General features: G+C 59.7%; 14 protein-coding genes. 12 read left to right on the forward strand and 2 right to left on the reverse strand.

All coding sequences use genetic code 11. The features are described 5' to 3' along the window. Positions 1 to 106 precede the first annotated feature (106 nt). The 10 genes from LIY45_RS22465 to LIY45_RS22515 all read left to right on the forward strand — a co-directional run bounded on the left by LIY45_RS22465 (position 107) and on the right by LIY45_RS22515 (position 10,306). Positions 107 to 268 carry a hypothetical protein gene (locus LIY45_RS22465; RefSeq protein ID WP_177325534.1) on the forward strand — a complete coding sequence of 54 codons (162 nt, stop codon included), beginning with the start codon at positions 107 to 109 and terminating at the stop codon, positions 266 to 268. A 42-nt stretch (positions 269 to 310) separates the two neighbouring features. After that, complete coding sequence (locus tag LIY45_RS22470) at positions 311 to 1,369, forward strand: phenylacetaldoxime dehydratase family protein (protein WP_226477647.1); 1,059 nt, start codon at positions 311 to 313, stop codon at positions 1,367 to 1,369. An 83-nt stretch (positions 1,370 to 1,452) separates the two neighbouring features. Further along, positions 1,453 to 2,319 carry a transporter gene (locus LIY45_RS22475; protein ID WP_226477648.1) on the forward strand — a complete coding sequence of 289 codons (867 nt, stop codon included), beginning with the start codon at positions 1,453 to 1,455 and terminating at the stop codon, positions 2,317 to 2,319. 189 nt (positions 2,320 to 2,508) lie between these two features. Continuing rightward, complete coding sequence (locus LIY45_RS22480; RefSeq protein WP_226477649.1) at positions 2,509 to 4,023, forward strand: amidase; 1,515 nt, start codon at positions 2,509 to 2,511, stop codon at positions 4,021 to 4,023. Positions 4,024 to 4,108: 85 nt separating this feature from the next. After that, positions 4,109 to 4,702, forward strand: a complete 594-nt coding sequence (gene nthA / locus LIY45_RS22485; RefSeq protein WP_017478886.1) for a nitrile hydratase subunit alpha — start codon at positions 4,109 to 4,111, stop codon at positions 4,700 to 4,702. A gap of 41 nt (positions 4,703 to 4,743) precedes the next feature. Next, positions 4,744 to 5,406: a nitrile hydratase subunit beta gene (nthB, locus tag LIY45_RS22490; protein WP_226477650.1), complete on the forward strand. Its 663-nt coding sequence runs from the start codon at positions 4,744 to 4,746 to the stop codon at positions 5,404 to 5,406. Beyond that, positions 5,403 to 6,653 (forward strand): GTP-binding protein, encoded by a 1,251-nt coding sequence (locus tag LIY45_RS22495; RefSeq protein ID WP_226477651.1) that lies wholly within the window; start codon positions 5,403 to 5,405, stop codon positions 6,651 to 6,653. The genes nthB and LIY45_RS22495 overlap by 4 nt, the downstream gene beginning before the upstream one ends. A 28-nt stretch (positions 6,654 to 6,681) precedes the next feature. Continuing rightward, a complete protein-coding gene (locus tag LIY45_RS22500; RefSeq protein WP_275948716.1) occupies positions 6,682 to 7,974 on the forward strand; it encodes a PAS domain-containing protein in 1,293 nt (430 codons plus the stop codon). Between the two features lie 69 nt (positions 7,975 to 8,043). Continuing rightward, positions 8,044 to 9,684, forward strand: a complete 1,641-nt coding sequence (locus LIY45_RS22510; RefSeq protein WP_226477652.1) for an AMP-binding protein — start codon at positions 8,044 to 8,046, stop codon at positions 9,682 to 9,684. 55 nt (positions 9,685 to 9,739) lie between these two features. After that, positions 9,740 to 10,306, forward strand: a complete 567-nt coding sequence (locus tag LIY45_RS22515) for a TetR/AcrR family transcriptional regulator (RefSeq protein ID WP_226477653.1) — start codon at positions 9,740 to 9,742, stop codon at positions 10,304 to 10,306. Between the two features lie 31 nt (positions 10,307 to 10,337). Here LIY45_RS22515 and LIY45_RS22520 read toward each other — a convergent pair whose 3' ends face one another. Next, complete coding sequence (locus LIY45_RS22520) at positions 10,338 to 10,820, reverse strand: Lrp/AsnC family transcriptional regulator (protein ID WP_017478880.1); 483 nt, start codon at positions 10,818 to 10,820, stop codon at positions 10,338 to 10,340. Between the two features lie 183 nt (positions 10,821 to 11,003). Between LIY45_RS22520 and LIY45_RS22525 the strand changes: the two genes are divergently transcribed. Next, positions 11,004 to 12,044, forward strand: coding sequence for a zinc-dependent alcohol dehydrogenase family protein (locus LIY45_RS22525; RefSeq protein WP_226477654.1), 1,041 nt, complete (start codon positions 11,004 to 11,006; stop codon positions 12,042 to 12,044). A 167-nt stretch (positions 12,045 to 12,211) separates the two neighbouring features. Next, entirely contained in the window at positions 12,212 to 13,747 is a 1,536-nt protein-coding gene (locus LIY45_RS22530; RefSeq protein WP_226477655.1) for a diguanylate cyclase, read from the forward strand. A 45-nt stretch (positions 13,748 to 13,792) separates the two neighbouring features. Here the strand turns inward: LIY45_RS22530 and LIY45_RS22535 are convergent, their stop codons facing one another. Beyond that, on the reverse strand, positions 13,793 to 14,494 hold the full coding sequence (locus tag LIY45_RS22535; RefSeq protein WP_026078160.1) for a VacJ family lipoprotein: 702 nt from the start codon (positions 14,492 to 14,494) through the stop codon (positions 13,793 to 13,795). Between the last annotated feature and the right edge of the window lie 36 nt (positions 14,495 to 14,530).

The raw sequence follows: 14,530 nt of genomic DNA on the forward strand, positions 1-14,530 counted from the left end.
TTGTCTTTTCCAACCAAACGGTTGTCTCGTCGAACAAAGCGCGCCCTCGCCGCCCAGCCTAATTTCCACCTCACAGCAGCTCACCCCACCGCTGATGAGGCATGCCATGCATCGACCCTATTCACAACGATTGGCTGATTCATCCTGGCTTCTGCAAAGGCGCGACCTCGCACCTGAAGAGTCGGCTTATTGGTTGATTGAATGGGGGGCCATGACGCTGCTGCACCGATGGCAGGTCGCCAAGCGCGACCTGCCGCCGAAGCGCTGACGCCCACCCGTAGGCCTGAACGAAAATAACGAGGAGCTCAACATGGAATCTGCAATCGACACACATCTCAAATGCCCACGCACCCTGTCCCGCCGTGTGCCCGACGAGTATCAACCGCCGTTCCCGATGTGGGTCGCGCGGGCTGACGAGCAGCTGCAACAGGTGGTGATGGCCTATCTCGGCGTGCAATATCGTGGCGAGGCCCAGCGCGAGGCTGCATTGCAGGCAATGCGCCATATCGTCGGCAGCTTCAGCCTGGACGATGGCCCGCAAACCCATGATTTGACCCACCACACCGACAGCAGCGGTTTTGATAATTTGATTGTGGTCGGGTACTGGAAAGACCCTGGCGCCCACTGTCGCTGGTTGCGCTCACCCCAGGTGAATGACTGGTGGAGTTCGCCGGATCGTCTCAGTGACGGCCTGGGCTATTTCCGCGAAATCACCGCCCCGCGCGCCGAGCAGTTCGAGACCTTGTACGCCTTCCAGGAAAACTTGCCCGGTGTCGGCGCAGTCATGGACACCACCAGTGGCGAGATCGAAGAACACGGTTACTGGGGCTCGATGCGCGACCGCTTCCCGATCTCCCAGACCGACTGGATGAAGCCCACCACTGAGCTGAAAGTGGTCGCGGGTGACCCTGCCAAAGGCGGACGGGTCGTGGTGCTGGGGCATGACAACCTCACACTGATTCGTTCCGGCCAGGATTGGGCAGATGCCGAGGCGGACGAACGCTCGCTGTACCTCGACGAAATTTTGCCGACCTTGCAGGACGGCATGGACTTCCTGCGTGACAACGGCCAACCCCTGGGCTGCTACAGCAACAGGTTCGTGCGCAATATCGACATGGACGGCAACTTTCTCGACCTGAGCTACAACATCGGCCATTGGCGCTCGGTGGAAAAACTCGAACGCTGGGCCGAATCCCACCCTACCCACCTGCGTATTTTCGTGACGTTCTTCCGTGTGGCCGCGGGTTTGAAAAAGTTACGGCTGTACCACGAAGTGTCCGTGTCAGACGCCAAGAGCCAGGTATTCGAGTACATCAACTGTCACTCGCAGACCGGCATGTTGCGCGACGCGCTGTCGCCAACCGCCTGAGCGCCATCGGCGCTTACAACCCAATGACTGCTTCCTGGCCACCCTCCCCGGGTGGCCCGGTCTCCCTGTGCGAGGAATAAAAGATGAATAAGATTCGCCTGCTGACACTCTCCACCCTGTTGCCCGCACTTCACGCGAACGCCGGTGAAGTAGCCCCTGGCGACTATGAGCAATACCCGGTCGGCGCGACCATCGGTGCGATTTATTACCAGCACTCCACCACAGACTCGGCTTACGCCAACGGGCACAAGGTCAGCTCTGACTACAAGTTGAGCTCAGACGTCGGCATTCTGCGTCTGCTCCATGTCTACGCGCTCAGCGACACGGTCACCATCGACCCGCAATTCCTTTTGCCGTTCGGGCACGTCTCCAGTGGAGGTGATGCCTCGACGCTGGGCAGTACCCGTGGCGTCGGCGACTTGATCCTGACCGCGCCGGTCAAGTGGCGGCTCAACGAAGCCCGCGACACCCTCAGTATCGCCCCCTATGTGTATGTCCCCACCGGCACCTACGACAAGAATGACGCGCTTAACATCGGTGAGAACCGCTGGAAGTTCGAACTGCAGAGCGCCTACGTCAAGCACTTCACAGAAAAATGGGCAATGGACCTGGTCGGCGGCGCTACCTGGTATGGCGACAACACTGATTATGGTGCGAATGCCGACCGTATGAAGCAAGACGTTTCCTACGCAGCACAGATCATGGGCCGTTACATGCCGGACGCCACCACCGCGTTTGCTATCGGCTTCGGGCGCACCTGGGGAGGCGAGACGAACGTCGAACACGTCAATCAGGATAATGAGTTGGGGACAACCAACTTCCGTCTGACGGCCACCAAATTCGTCACCCCCCAGGACCAGATCCAACTGCAGTTGGGCAAGGACCTCTCGGTGGACTATGGCGCCAAGGAAGACTTCCGCATGAACCTGCGTTACGCCCGCATCTTTTGACGCAAGCCTCCACCGGACAGCCATCGCAGACCTCTGCGGCCTTGGCGCAGGGCTGTCCGGCTCAGCCAAGTCGATGTCTTTTTCAACCAAGCCTCCGACCGGAGGCGCGGACTATCTTGAGCACCAGGCCCACTGATCTTGACGAGTACGCAGTGCTCTTCGGCCACTGACGATAAGGACCGCCCCACCATGGCAATCGTTCGCCCCACCCTTGAGCAGCTATTGGATATCGCCAGCAGCCTGCACATGCAGCTCAGCCCCGAGCAAGCTGATGAATACTTGCTTCTTATGCAGTCAAGCTTCGACGCTTACGACCTGATTGACGAGCTGCCCGACTTTATCCCCCCTGTACGTTACGAACGCAGCTCGGGCTATCGCCCATCGGCCGCACACAACCCACTGAACGCCTGGTACTTCCGGACGGAAGTCAGCGGCGCCCGTGAAGGCAAACTGGCCGGTAAAACGGTCGCGCTCAAGGACAATATTTCACTGGCTGGCGTCCCCATGATGAATGGTGCCAAGCCGCTGGAGGGCCACGTTCCAGCGTTCGACGCCACCGTCGTCACCCGCTTGCTGGATGCGGGCGCAACCATCCTCGGCAAGGCCACGTGCGAGCATTACTGCCTGTCCGGTGGCAGTCACACCTCCGACCCGGCACCGGTGCACAACCCTTATCGCCATGGGTTTGCCTCGGGTGGATCGTCTTCCGGCAGCGCGGCGCTGGTTGCCGCGGGCGAGGTCGACCTGGCAGTCGGCGGCGACCAGGGCGGGTCCATCCGGATTCCTTCCGCCTTCTGCGGCACCTACGGCATGAAGCCGACCCACGGCCTGGTGCCTTACACCGGGATCATGGCCATCGAAGCGACCATCGATCATGCCGGCCCCATCACCGCCAATGTGCGCGACAACGCCTTGATGCTGGAGGTCATGGCCGGAGCGGACGGGCTCGATCCGCGACAAGCCGCCCCGCAGGTCGACACGTACAGCGATTACCTGGAGCGCGGCGTGAGCGGTCTCAGGATCGGCATCCTGCGGGAAGGCTTCGAACTGGCCAACCAGGACCCGCGCGTGGCCTCGTCCGTACGCAATGCCATCGCGCGGTTTTCGCAGTTGGGCGCGCAGGTCGAGGAGGTGTCGGTGCCGGAACACAAGATTGCCGGTTCGCTGTGGCACCCCATCGGCTGTGAGGGCCTGACGATGCAGATGATGCACGGCAATGGGGCCGGCTTTAACTGGAAAGGGCTGTATGACGTCGGGTTGCTGGACAAGCAAGCCGGATGGCGCGACCAGGCGAATGACCTGTCGGCCTCTCTCAAGCTGTGCATGTTCGTCGGTCAATACGGTGTCGAGCGCTACAACGGCCGTTTCTACGCCAAGGCGCAAAACCTCAGGCGCCTGGCACGCTCCGCTTATGACGCGGCATTGGCGCGCTATGACCTGTTGGTGATGCCTACCGTGCCGATCATTGCCCAGCCCCACCCGGAGCCGGGTTGCTCGATCACCGAGTATGTGGTCCGAGCCCTGGAAATGATCGGCAACGCCTCCGCCCAGGACATCACCGGCCATCCGGCCATGTCGATTCCCTGCGGCCTGGTAGACGGTTTACCAGTCGGGCTCATGCTGGTGGGCAAGCACTATGCCGAAGGCACGATTTACCAGGCTGCCGCGGCGTTCGAAGCGTCTGTTGACTGGAAAAACGGTTAGCCGGTCCTGCAACGCCAAAAGAAGCAGCGCAAAAAGAATAAGCCGTCAGGCGCTGCCTGGAAGATCAACGATGAGGAATCAACCCATGACCACACCTGAAAAAAACACATCAACCCCGGGCGAACGAGCACAGGCGTTACTGCAAGTGCTCAAGCAAAAGGACCTGATCCCCGACGGTTACATCGAGCACATGACACAGCTGATGGCGCACGAATGGAGCCCGGAGAATGGTGCTCGGATTGTGGCCAAGGCCTGGGTGGACCCGCAGTTTCGCGAACTGCTGCTCAGGGACGGCACCGCAGCGTGCGCCCAGTTTGGCTACACCGGCCCGCAGGGTGAATACATCGTTGCCCTGGAAGACACGCCGAGTGTGAAAAACGTGATTGTGTGCAGCCTGTGCTCCTGCACCAACTGGCCGGTGCTCGGCTTGCCGCCGGAGTGGTACAAGGGCTTCGAATTCCGTGCGCGGCTGGTTCGCGAAGGGCGCACCGTGCTGCGGGAATTGGGCACGCACCTGCCGGCCTCGGTCACCATCAAGGTGTGGGACACCAGCGCCGAAAGCCGCTACCTGGTGCTGCCGGTGCGGCCGGAAGGGAGCGAATCCATGGATGAAGAAGCGCTTCGAAAATTGATCACCAAGGATGTCCTTATCGGCGTGGCGCTACCGCACGTAGCGTAACCGGGGCGCTTTGTTTCTTTCACTTTTCAGAGGTATTCACGATGGATGGTTTTCACGATCTCGGTGGTTTTCAAGGCTTTGGCAAGGTCCCTCATACCATCAACAGCCTGAGCTACAAACAGGTGTTCAAGCAGGACTGGGAGCACCTGGCCTACAGCCTGATGTTTGTCGGTGCCGATCACTTGAAAAAGTTCAGCGTGGACGAAATACGCCACGCCGTCGAACGCCTGGATGTTCGTCAACATGTCGGCACCCAGTACTACGAACGCTATGTCATCGCGACCGCCACCCTGCTGGTGGAAACAGGCGTCATCACCCAGGCGGAACTCGATCAGGCCCTGGGGGCTCACTTCAAGCTGGCGAATCCCGCGCATGCTGAAGGTCGCCCGGCGATCACCGGTCGAGCGCACTTCGAGGTGGGCGACCGAGTGCTCGTGCGCGACGAGTACGTGGCCGGGCATACCCGCATGCCCGCCTATGTGCGTGGCAAGGAAGGCGTGGTGCTGCACCGCACATCCGCGCAATGGCCATTCCCGGACGCGATTGGCCATGGCGACCTGAGCGCGGCGCACCAGCCCACCTACCACGTCGAGTTTCGCACACAGGACCTGTGGGGGGACGCCGCAGATGAGGGTTTCGTGGTGGTCGACCTGTTCGAAAGCTACCTGGATAAGGCCGCAAGCCAACCTGCGGTGAACACATGATGGACGGCGCCCAGGCGGGCCGACTGCCGGTGACGGTGCTTTCCGGCTTCCTCGGCGCCGGCAAAACCACCCTGCTCAACCATATCCTGCGCAATTGCGAAGGCCTGCGGGTGGCGGTCATCGTCAATGACATGAGCGAAGTCAATATCGATGCCGAAGAGGTGCAGCGCGACGTGTCACTGCACCGTGGTCGCGATGAGTTGATCGAGATGAGCAATGGTTGCATCTGCTGCACGCTGCGCGCCGATCTGCTCGAACAGATCAGTGCCCTGGCACGCCAGCAGCGTTTCGATTACCTGCTGATTGAATCCACCGGGATCTCCGAGCCGATGCCGGTGGCGGAGACGTTCGCTTTCCTGGACGCACAGGGCTTCAGCCTCAGCGAACTGGCACGGCTCGATACGTTGGTGACGGTGGTCGATGGCAGTCGTTTTCAGGCGTTGCTGGAGTCGCCGGACACCGTGGCCCGCGACGACGCACAGGAGGACGCGCCCAAGCGCCATCTGGCGGACCTTCTGATCGAGCAGGTGGAGTACGCCAACGTCATTCTCGTCAACAAGCTGGACCTGCTCGATGAGCCTGGCTACCAGGCCGTACACGGGATTCTCGCCGGCCTTAACCCGACCGCGCGGATCGTGCCGATGGTTCAGGGTAACGTCGAGTTATCCAGCCTCCTCGATACCCATCTGTTTGACCTGCCCAGCCTTGCGGCGTCGCCGGGCTGGATGAAGCACATGGAGGCCAGCGACGCACCGGCCTCCGAGTCGGACACCTATGGCGTGACGTCCTGGGTGTACCGCGAACGCGCGCCTTTTCACCCACAGCGATTGTTGGACTTTCTCCAGCGGCCCTGGTGCAACGGGCGTCTGCTGCGCAGCAAAGGTTACTTCTGGCTCGCCAGCCGACACCGGGAAACCGGCCTGCTGGTGCAGAGCGGCAAGCAGTTCCAGTGGGACTATGTCGGCCACTGGTGGAACTTCATCGAGCCGTCGCAATGGCCGCGGGATGAATATCGGTTGCAGGGCATCATGGCCAAGTGGGACAGCGTTGTCGGGGATTGCCGGCAAGAGTTGGTCTTCATCGGCCAGGATCTCGATACCCACACGTTGCAGCGCGAACTCGACCACTGCCTGCTGAGTGCTCAGGAAATCGCCGCCGGCCCGTCGGCCTGGCAAACCCTGCAGGGGGCAACAGCCTTTGACGCCCGGGCCTTGTCGACAGGCCCGACGCCCTCGCTTGCAGGCTGAACCCATTTGATCGAGGTAGAGGTGTTCCATGCTTTTTTTCAGCCGAACCACCCGCTGGGTACTGGCGCCACTTGCCGACAGGCTGGAGCAGCCTGACCAGGCGAGCACGCCGTTATCGTCGAACCACCCGTTATTGCGCCGCATCCTCGCAGGCGTCGAGCAACTGCTGCAGGAGCGGCACGCCCTGAAGGAGCAAACGCGCGCACTGACCTTGCACGTCAGCCAATTGGACGAGCGCCTGGCCGATCGCGACCAGCATTTGCGCCAATTGGAAGCACGTTGGGCACTGATCACCCGAGGCGCAGATGAACTGTTCTGGTCGCTGGACCTGGAGGGCGCCGCCGCACCCACGGCGGAATCCAGAATGGACTGGGCGGGGTCTGCGTCGATTGAGGCCCAAGGTATTGATCAGCTTGGCCGTTGGAGCGAACAGTTACACCCGGCTGATCGGCAACCGCACCTGGAGTCGCTTGCCAGGCACCTTGCCGACCGCAGCGGGCGGACGCCCTTTGCGCTCGAGGTGCGGATGAAGTCCACATCAGACGGTGACTATCGATGGTGCAGGATCAGCGGCGATTCATGTCGCGATACCCAAGGCGTACCTCTCGCCATCGGTGGGACCCTGCGTGACATTCACGACCAGCACCTGCACACCGAAGCGCTCGAACTGGCGGCCACACGTTTCGATATTTCCCGGGAAATGCTGCATGACGGGCTCTGGGACATCGAGGTGGTGGCTGGCGACCCTGCGAACCCGAAAAATACCATTTGGTGGTCTTCGCAAATGCGCCGGCTGCTGGGGTGCAACACGGTTGAAGAGTTCCCCAACACCCTGGAAAGCTGGACCTCGCGCCTGCATCCCGACGACAGCGCGCGGGCAATCGCAGCGTTTGTCGCCCACGTTGACGACCGCAGCGGCAAGACCCCGTTTGATGTGGATTATCGACTCAAACATAAAAGTGGCGCTTATCGCTGGTTTCGCGGCCGGGGGCAAACGCGCCGCGCGCAGGACGGCTCACCGCAAAGAGTGGTGGGTGCCATCACCGATATCCATGCCCACCATGAAGAAAGCACGATGCGTGAGGCGCAGGCAGAACAACATCGGGTGATGCAGGAAACCCTCAGCAAGTTGACCCAGATTGTCGCCACCATCCAGGGCATTGCCAGCCAAACCAACCTGTTGGCGTTGAACGCCGCCATTGAGGCGGCGCGCGCAGGCGAGGCCGGACGCGGGTTTGCCGTGGTCGCCGATGAAGTGCGCAAGCTGGCCACCCGAACCAGCCAGGCCACACAGCAAGCAGCCGAAATGATGGACAGCTAACCCCCTGAAAGCGCGTGCACTGGGCCAGTGCACACAGGGCATATTCCAACAATAACAATCAGGTACGTTATGCGCGATTACGACTCAGCAGTGAGCTCTTTCGATTATCTACAACTGGCCGCCGAGGATTTGCACGGCGAGCTGGCTGCCTTGAACGCATGCATCGAATGCTGCGACCGGCACGCCGACGGTGATGCCGTGGCGTTGTATTGCGAAACCCGGGATGGCCACGCCACCCACTACACCTTCAGCGAACTGCAGGCACAGGCTGCGCGCTTCGGCAACTTTCTGCGAGAGCAAGGGGTCAAGCCGGGCGACCGTGTGGCAGGCCTGATGCCACGCACGGTTGAACTGTTGATTGCCATTTTGGGTACCTGGCGCATCGGCGCGGTCTACCAACCGCTCTTCACTGCATTCGGTCCCAAGGCGATCGAACAGCGATTGGGCTGCTCCGAGGCGCGCTGGATCGTGACCGATGCCCATAATCGCCCCAAGCTGGACGAGGTCACTGACTGCCCCCCTATCATCGTGACCGGCGCTGATCCACGGCACCCGGGTGATTACGACTTCTGGGCCGCCCTGGGTCGTCAACACACGGATTGCGCGCCTGAGTTGCTGGACGCCAGTGCACCGTTCCTGCTGATGTGCACGTCGGGTACCACAGGGCCGGCCAAGCCGCTGGAGGTACCGTTGAGCGCCATTCTGGCCTTCAAGGGCTATATGCGTGATTCGATTGACCTGCGAGAGGATGACCATTTCTGGAATCTCGCCGACCCCGGCTGGGCCTATGGTTTGTATTACGCAGTGACCGGCCCGCTGGCGTGTGGCCGTGCCACGCTGTTCTATGACGGGCCTTTCGCGGTGGACAGTACCTGCCGGATCATCGCCAAGTATGCGATCAGCAACCTGGCTGGCTCGCCGACGGCTTATCGTCTGCTGATCGCGGCAGGGGCTGAGTTCGCCGACGCCGTGCGTGGCCACCTGCGTGTCATCAGCAGCGCCGGCGAACCGCTCAACCCGCAAGTCATCCGTTGGTTTGCCGAAGAACTCGGCGTGGTCATCCACGACCACTATGGCCAGACTGAAATCGGCATGGTGCTGTGCAATCACCACGGCTTGCGCCACCCGGTACGTGAGGGCTCGGCCGGTTATGCGGTTCCGGGGTACCGGATTGTCGTGCTGGATGACGCACATCGCGAATTGCCGACTGGCCGGCCAGGCGTGCTGGCGGTGGATCGCGAGCGCTCGCCCCTGTGCTGGTTCAACGGCTACTTCGGCATGCACACCAAGGCCTTTGTCGACCGTTATTACTTGAGCGGCGATATCGTGGAGCTGAATGACGACGGCAGCATCAGCTTCGTCGGCCGTAACGACGACGTGATCACCACGTCCGGTTATCGGGTCGGGCCTTTCGATGTGGAAAGTGCGCTGATCGAACACCCGGCGGTGGTTGAAACCGCCGTCATCGGCATACCCGACCCGCAACGCACCGAGCTGATCAAGGCGTTTGTCGTACTGCACAGTCAGTACCTGCCAAGCGCCGAGTTGGCTGAAGTCCTGCGCCTGCATGTGCGACAGCGCCTGGCCGCACATGCGTACCCACGGGAAATCGAGTTCGTCGAACAACTGCCCAAGACACCGAGTGGCAAGCTGCAGCGGTTCATTCTGCGCAACCAGGAAATAGCCAAGCAGCAGGCGCTCGACACATGACCCAAGGCCGGGGCGGTCGGGGGTGGCTGCGTGTGTACAGCACGGCGGGTGTGTTGTGCTAAGCCGCTCGGAATTCCAGCGCAGAGCCCTGGAGTTGTTCCAGGAGCGCAGTTTCAGCCAGGTCAGCATGCGTGAATTGGCGGCTCATGTCGGCATAACGCCGGGCGCGATTTATCACCACATAGAAAGCAAGGAAGCGCTGTTGTTCGAGTGGTTGATGGAGCTGTATCAGACGTTGCTTTCGCACGTTGAGCTGATCAAAAAGCGAAGATTGACGCCCGCGCAACGTCTGACAAAACTGATCGAAGGCCACCTTCGATTGCATGAACACATGGCCGGGCAGTTTAAGCTGGCAGCCATGGACATCCGCTGTCTGAACGCGCCGATGGAAGACAGCGTACGGCGATTGAGGCAGGCTTATGAGGCAGAAATACTGAGCCTGGTCGGGCAGCTATGCCAGCAACCGGGTGGTCCCTTGCGCGAAGGTGCACTGCAGGCAATATTGCCCATGCTCAACAGCCTGCCTGCATGGCTGAACCCCATGATGGAGAAGGCTCAACGCTGGGTCATTGCCCAGGCCATCGTCAACGCTGTCGTCCAGGCGATCAAGGCTCTGCCTTGAGTCAGGTACTTAATGTGCCTGGACAAGGCCCTCAGATACTCAGCAGCTCGGCCACCGGAAACCGATGGGTGGTCTTCATTTCCCGCAGCGACAGGTTCGAGCGGATGCTCAATACACCCGGAAGCTTTCTCAGCACCTTTTCAACGAACCTGCTGTAGCTGTCCAGGTCTCTGGCGACGACCTGAAGTAAAAAATCCGCCTCGCCCGTTGTATTGTGACAACTGAGTACCTGGGGCGCTGACGCGATGATTTTTTCAAACTTTTCCGTGGCTTCTTCACTGTGGTCACTGCAGGAAATCTGAACAAAAGCCATCACCCCCAGGCCCAGCTTTCTACGATTCAGGATGGCTTGATACCCCTCAATCACCCCGCACTCCTCGAGGCGCTTTTGTTTGCGCCAACAGGACGCTTCGCTGAGGGAAAGTTGCTCCGCCAATTTGACATTCGACAGTCGCCCATCTCGCTGCAGTCGCTCTGATATTGCAATGTCCACCTTATCCAAACGCTCGAGCATGGTTGATCCATTCAATGATGGGCCGGCTCATGGAGATTAATTTCATTGGCCGCACACTATCAACCGCAATCTGAAAAGCAATTTCAACGCGTTTGCAGATAATGGATCAGCACTGATTCGAGCCACCCCGCGCACGAGATCAACGAATACAGCGCAGTGTCTATCCAAGTAGAGGTGACTTTCATGAAAGCAGTTGTCTACGAAGCCTTTTCCCAACCGCCGCGCCTGATGAACGTCGAAGACCCGACGCCCGAGCGTCACGGCGTGGTCATACAGGTGCGCGGCACCGGCGTTTGCCGCAGCGACTGGCACGGTTGGAAGGGGCATGATCCGGACATCCAGCTGCCCCATGTTCCCGGGCATGAGCTTGCCGGCATCGTGGCGGAGGTTGGCAGGGACATCACCCGGTGGAAGGTCGGCGACCGCGTGACGGTGCCCTTTGTCGGCGGATGTGGCGCGTGTCCCGAGTGCAACAGCGGTAACCAGCAAGTCTGCACGACTCAGTTTCAACCGGGCTTCACTCATTGGGGTTCGTTTGCGGAGTACGTCGGTATCCACCAGGCCGACCTGAACCTCGTCGCACTCCCGCCAAGCATGGACTTCGCGACTGCTGCGAGCCTGGGCTGCCGCTTCGCCACGTCATTCCGCGCCGTCGTTGACCAAGGCAAAGTCAGCCCCGGACAGTGGGTAGCGGTGCACGGCTGCGGAGGCGTGGGCCTGTCCGCCGTGATGATCGCCCAGGCCCTCGGCGCGAACGTCATCGCCATTGATATCTCGCAGGAAAAGCTCGAGCTGGCGCGCGCGCTCGGCGCCGTTGCAACCGTGAACGCACAAAGCGTTGCGGACGTCACCGAAGCCGTGCTGGAAATCACCCAGGGTGGCGCCCATGTATCGCTGGATGCATTGGGCCATCCCACCACGTGCTTCAACTCCATCAGCAACCTGCGCCGTCGAGGCAAACACGTCCAGGTAGGGCTGATGCTCGCCGACCACGCCACGCCGGCAATCCCCATGAGCAAGGTCATCGCGCACGAGCTTGAGATCTACGGCAGCCACGGCATGCAAGCCCATCGTTATGACGCGATGATCCAGATGATCACCAGCGGAAAACTCGCCCCGGAAAAACTCGTGGGTAAAACCATCAGCCTGGAGCAGTCCGTCGACGCGTTGATGAACATGGATCGCTTCGAGACAGCCGGCGTAACTGTCGTGACCGAGTTCTAGACTGAATCACCTGCCACCGGCAATGTGCAGGTGTGTGGGCTTATCGCTTGCTCTATAAACGCCGTATTGCGGCACCTGATCTATAAAGATATTGGCCGGTGTGCCGATAATCGAGAAAGCCCTTCAGGGGGTTGCAGTTCGTTTTGGCGATGAGTAAGGAACACGAAATGATGCCTTTTCGTAAGAGCGCCCTTAAAGCATCCGACGTGACCCTTTGCATTCTTGTGTGCCTGGCTGGGGTGGCCGTAACGAGCTTGGTACTGATTCTTTACCACGGGTCGGAGCAGCGCACCGTTGCCGTTGCGTTCCAACTGGAGGTTGACGAACGATTCAGCCGCCTGCAGCGGCGGTTTACTGTTCAGGACTTGAAACTGGACACCGTCAGGCGTTTCTTCATCAACGCCGACGATGTCACGGAAAAGGAGTTTATGGGGTTCGTCACGCCTCTCGTCGAAGAGGGCGAAACGTACGGCTGGGTCCCGAGGATTCTCGAGCAGGATCTACAAGCGTTTCGCACCAAGGCGCTGCTCAATGGGACGAGTGACTTTGCGTATCATGAGATCAATCCAGTGACCCGTGCCGAAGCCCCCCTCACCCGCCGCCCGGAACACATGGTCTTGCTCTATTTATCCAAGCGCGATGACGTGAAGGTTACACCTGGCATGGATGTCCTCGCCCGCCCGGATCGCGAAGCCTTGTTGAAGAAGGCACGAGAAACACATCAAATGGTCGTGTCGGAACCGTTGAAAATGAGCAATGGCCAGGCCGGGGTCTTCTTTGTCGCGCCCGTATTCAAGGAGTCCTCCGAGGCGCCAGTGAACGATGAAAGTTTGCAGGGTTTCATCGTCTCGACAATACGCTTGGCCTCGTTGATGGAACAAGGCATTCCGTTACCCAGCCTGCAACGACTGAACGTGACGCTGTCATTGATCGACACACAGCATCAGGAAGACAACATTTATCAGAGCTTATCGCCGGCAGCCCCATCGCCGCTTCACGCTCAGCGCCTGTTGAAAGTAGCCGACCAAAATTACTTGATGCGGTTTCGGCCAACCTCAACATTTTTGAGCTCCAACAGTCACGCATCGTTTATCAGTCTGATTGCCGTGTTCGGAACAGGATTGACGCTGCTGATGACGTTGATGGTGTACTTGCTGATCACGCAGCGCGCGCGGGCCCTTTTTCTTGTTGAAGAGCGCACCCAAGACCTGCGTTTATTGAACATGACCGACCACCTGACGGGCGTGTATAACCGCAGGCACTTCGAAGAGCTGATGGAACGCCTGCTCATTGAGGCTAACGGCCAATACCAGCCTCTATCGCTGATCATGTTCGACGTTGATCACTTCAAACGCATCAACGACAGCTGGGGGCATCAGTGCGGTGACAACGTGCTGAAGGCATTGTGTACACGAATACGTTCGGCAACGCGCAAAACCGATCTACTGTGCAGGACGGGTGGCGAAGAGTTTGCCTTGATCTGCCCGGGTAGCGAACTGCACGACACAAAGCAGCTGGCAGAAAAGCTTCGAGCCCTCGTCAGCGCCCTGCCCTTTGAGGAGGCGGGTCAGGTAACGTGTAGCTTCGGCGTCGCGGCGTGGATGCCATCGGAGTCATTTGACGCTTTCATTCGCCGTGCGGACAGCGCCATGTACAGTGCTAAAGCAAAGGGTCGTGATCAGGTCCAGCTTGCCAATGTGTAACAAGCCGGCTGCAGGGTTGTCACGACGCAGTGGGTCACGTGCCGATCAAAAGTCGTCCTTTACGGCTCCGCCCTTGATCTTGAACGCTCGGGTTTGCAGATAGACACTTCGAATGAAGTTGTACTTATCGCCCGTCATAAGCTTTTCGGAAGTCAGATATTGAGCTCGTCCGTCGATCAGGCTCACGCCGTAAAGGCTATTACGGGTAGGAACGTCGCCGATGTAGCGAACCGGATTGGCGTAGGCATCGGGAAGGATGGCGGGCGCATCGCGCAGTGTGCTTGGCCCCAGGAGCGGCAGTACCAGGTAAGGGCCGCTACTGACCCCCCAGTAACCGAGGGTTTGACCGAAGTCTTCGTCACTGCGTTGCAGCCCCATGGGCGTCGCGACGTCAAACACCCCCGCCAGGCCAATCGTGCTGTTGAGCAAAAAGCGACTCGTATCCACGCCGGCACTATGAAACTTGGCTTGAAGTAAGTGGTTGGACAGATTTTTGACCTCCCCCAGATTATTGAAAAAATGATGAATGCCGTCTTGAGCAACCCGGGGAGTGACGAATTGATAGGCTTGGGCGAGTGGTTTCAGTGCATAGGTATCCAACGTGTCGTTGAATGAGAAAACAGGGCGGTTGATACCTTCCCACGGGTCTGCGTCGGAATCCGCACGGGAAGGCGGTGAAAGCGTGATGAAACAGGCGCAGGCAAGCACCTGGACGCAACGGCTTACACTGGAACGAAAGGCACACATGGTTATTCCCCACTGAAAGAAGTCATCTGATTTGAT

This window comes from Pseudomonas sp. MWU16-30323 (genome assembly GCF_020515595.1).
In the GTDB taxonomy this organism is placed as follows: domain Bacteria; phylum Pseudomonadota; class Gammaproteobacteria; order Pseudomonadales; family Pseudomonadaceae; genus Aquipseudomonas; species Aquipseudomonas yamanorum.

Bases quoted from the DNA above. Each gene is read 5' to 3' on its own strand.
- LIY45_RS22480 (WP_226477649.1), top strand. From the start codon at position 2,509: ATGGCAATCGTTCGCCCCACCCTTGAGCAGCTATTGGATATCGCCAGC.
- LIY45_RS22510 (WP_226477652.1), top strand. From the start codon at position 8,044: ATGCGCGATTACGACTCAGCAGTGAGCTCTTTCGATTATCTACAACTG.
- LIY45_RS22530 (WP_226477655.1), top strand. From the start codon at position 12,212: ATGATGCCTTTTCGTAAGAGCGCCCTTAAAGCATCCGACGTGACCCTT.
- LIY45_RS22465 (WP_177325534.1), top strand. From the start codon at position 107: ATGCATCGACCCTATTCACAACGATTGGCTGATTCATCCTGGCTTCTG.
- nthA (WP_017478886.1), top strand. From the start codon at position 4,109: ATGACCACACCTGAAAAAAACACATCAACCCCGGGCGAACGAGCACAG.
- LIY45_RS22500 (WP_275948716.1), top strand. From the start codon at position 6,682: ATGCTTTTTTTCAGCCGAACCACCCGCTGGGTACTGGCGCCACTTGCC.
- LIY45_RS22470 (WP_226477647.1), top strand. From the start codon at position 311: ATGGAATCTGCAATCGACACACATCTCAAATGCCCACGCACCCTGTCC.
- LIY45_RS22495 (WP_226477651.1), top strand. From the start codon at position 5,403: ATGATGGACGGCGCCCAGGCGGGCCGACTGCCGGTGACGGTGCTTTCC.
- LIY45_RS22535 (WP_026078160.1), bottom strand. From the start codon at position 14,494: ATGTGTGCCTTTCGTTCCAGTGTAAGCCGTTGCGTCCAGGTGCTTGCC.
- nthB (WP_226477650.1), top strand. From the start codon at position 4,744: ATGGATGGTTTTCACGATCTCGGTGGTTTTCAAGGCTTTGGCAAGGTC.
- LIY45_RS22520 (WP_017478880.1), bottom strand. From the start codon at position 10,820: ATGCTCGAGCGTTTGGATAAGGTGGACATTGCAATATCAGAGCGACTG.
- LIY45_RS22475 (WP_226477648.1), top strand. From the start codon at position 1,453: ATGAATAAGATTCGCCTGCTGACACTCTCCACCCTGTTGCCCGCACTT.
- LIY45_RS22525 (WP_226477654.1), top strand. From the start codon at position 11,004: ATGAAAGCAGTTGTCTACGAAGCCTTTTCCCAACCGCCGCGCCTGATG.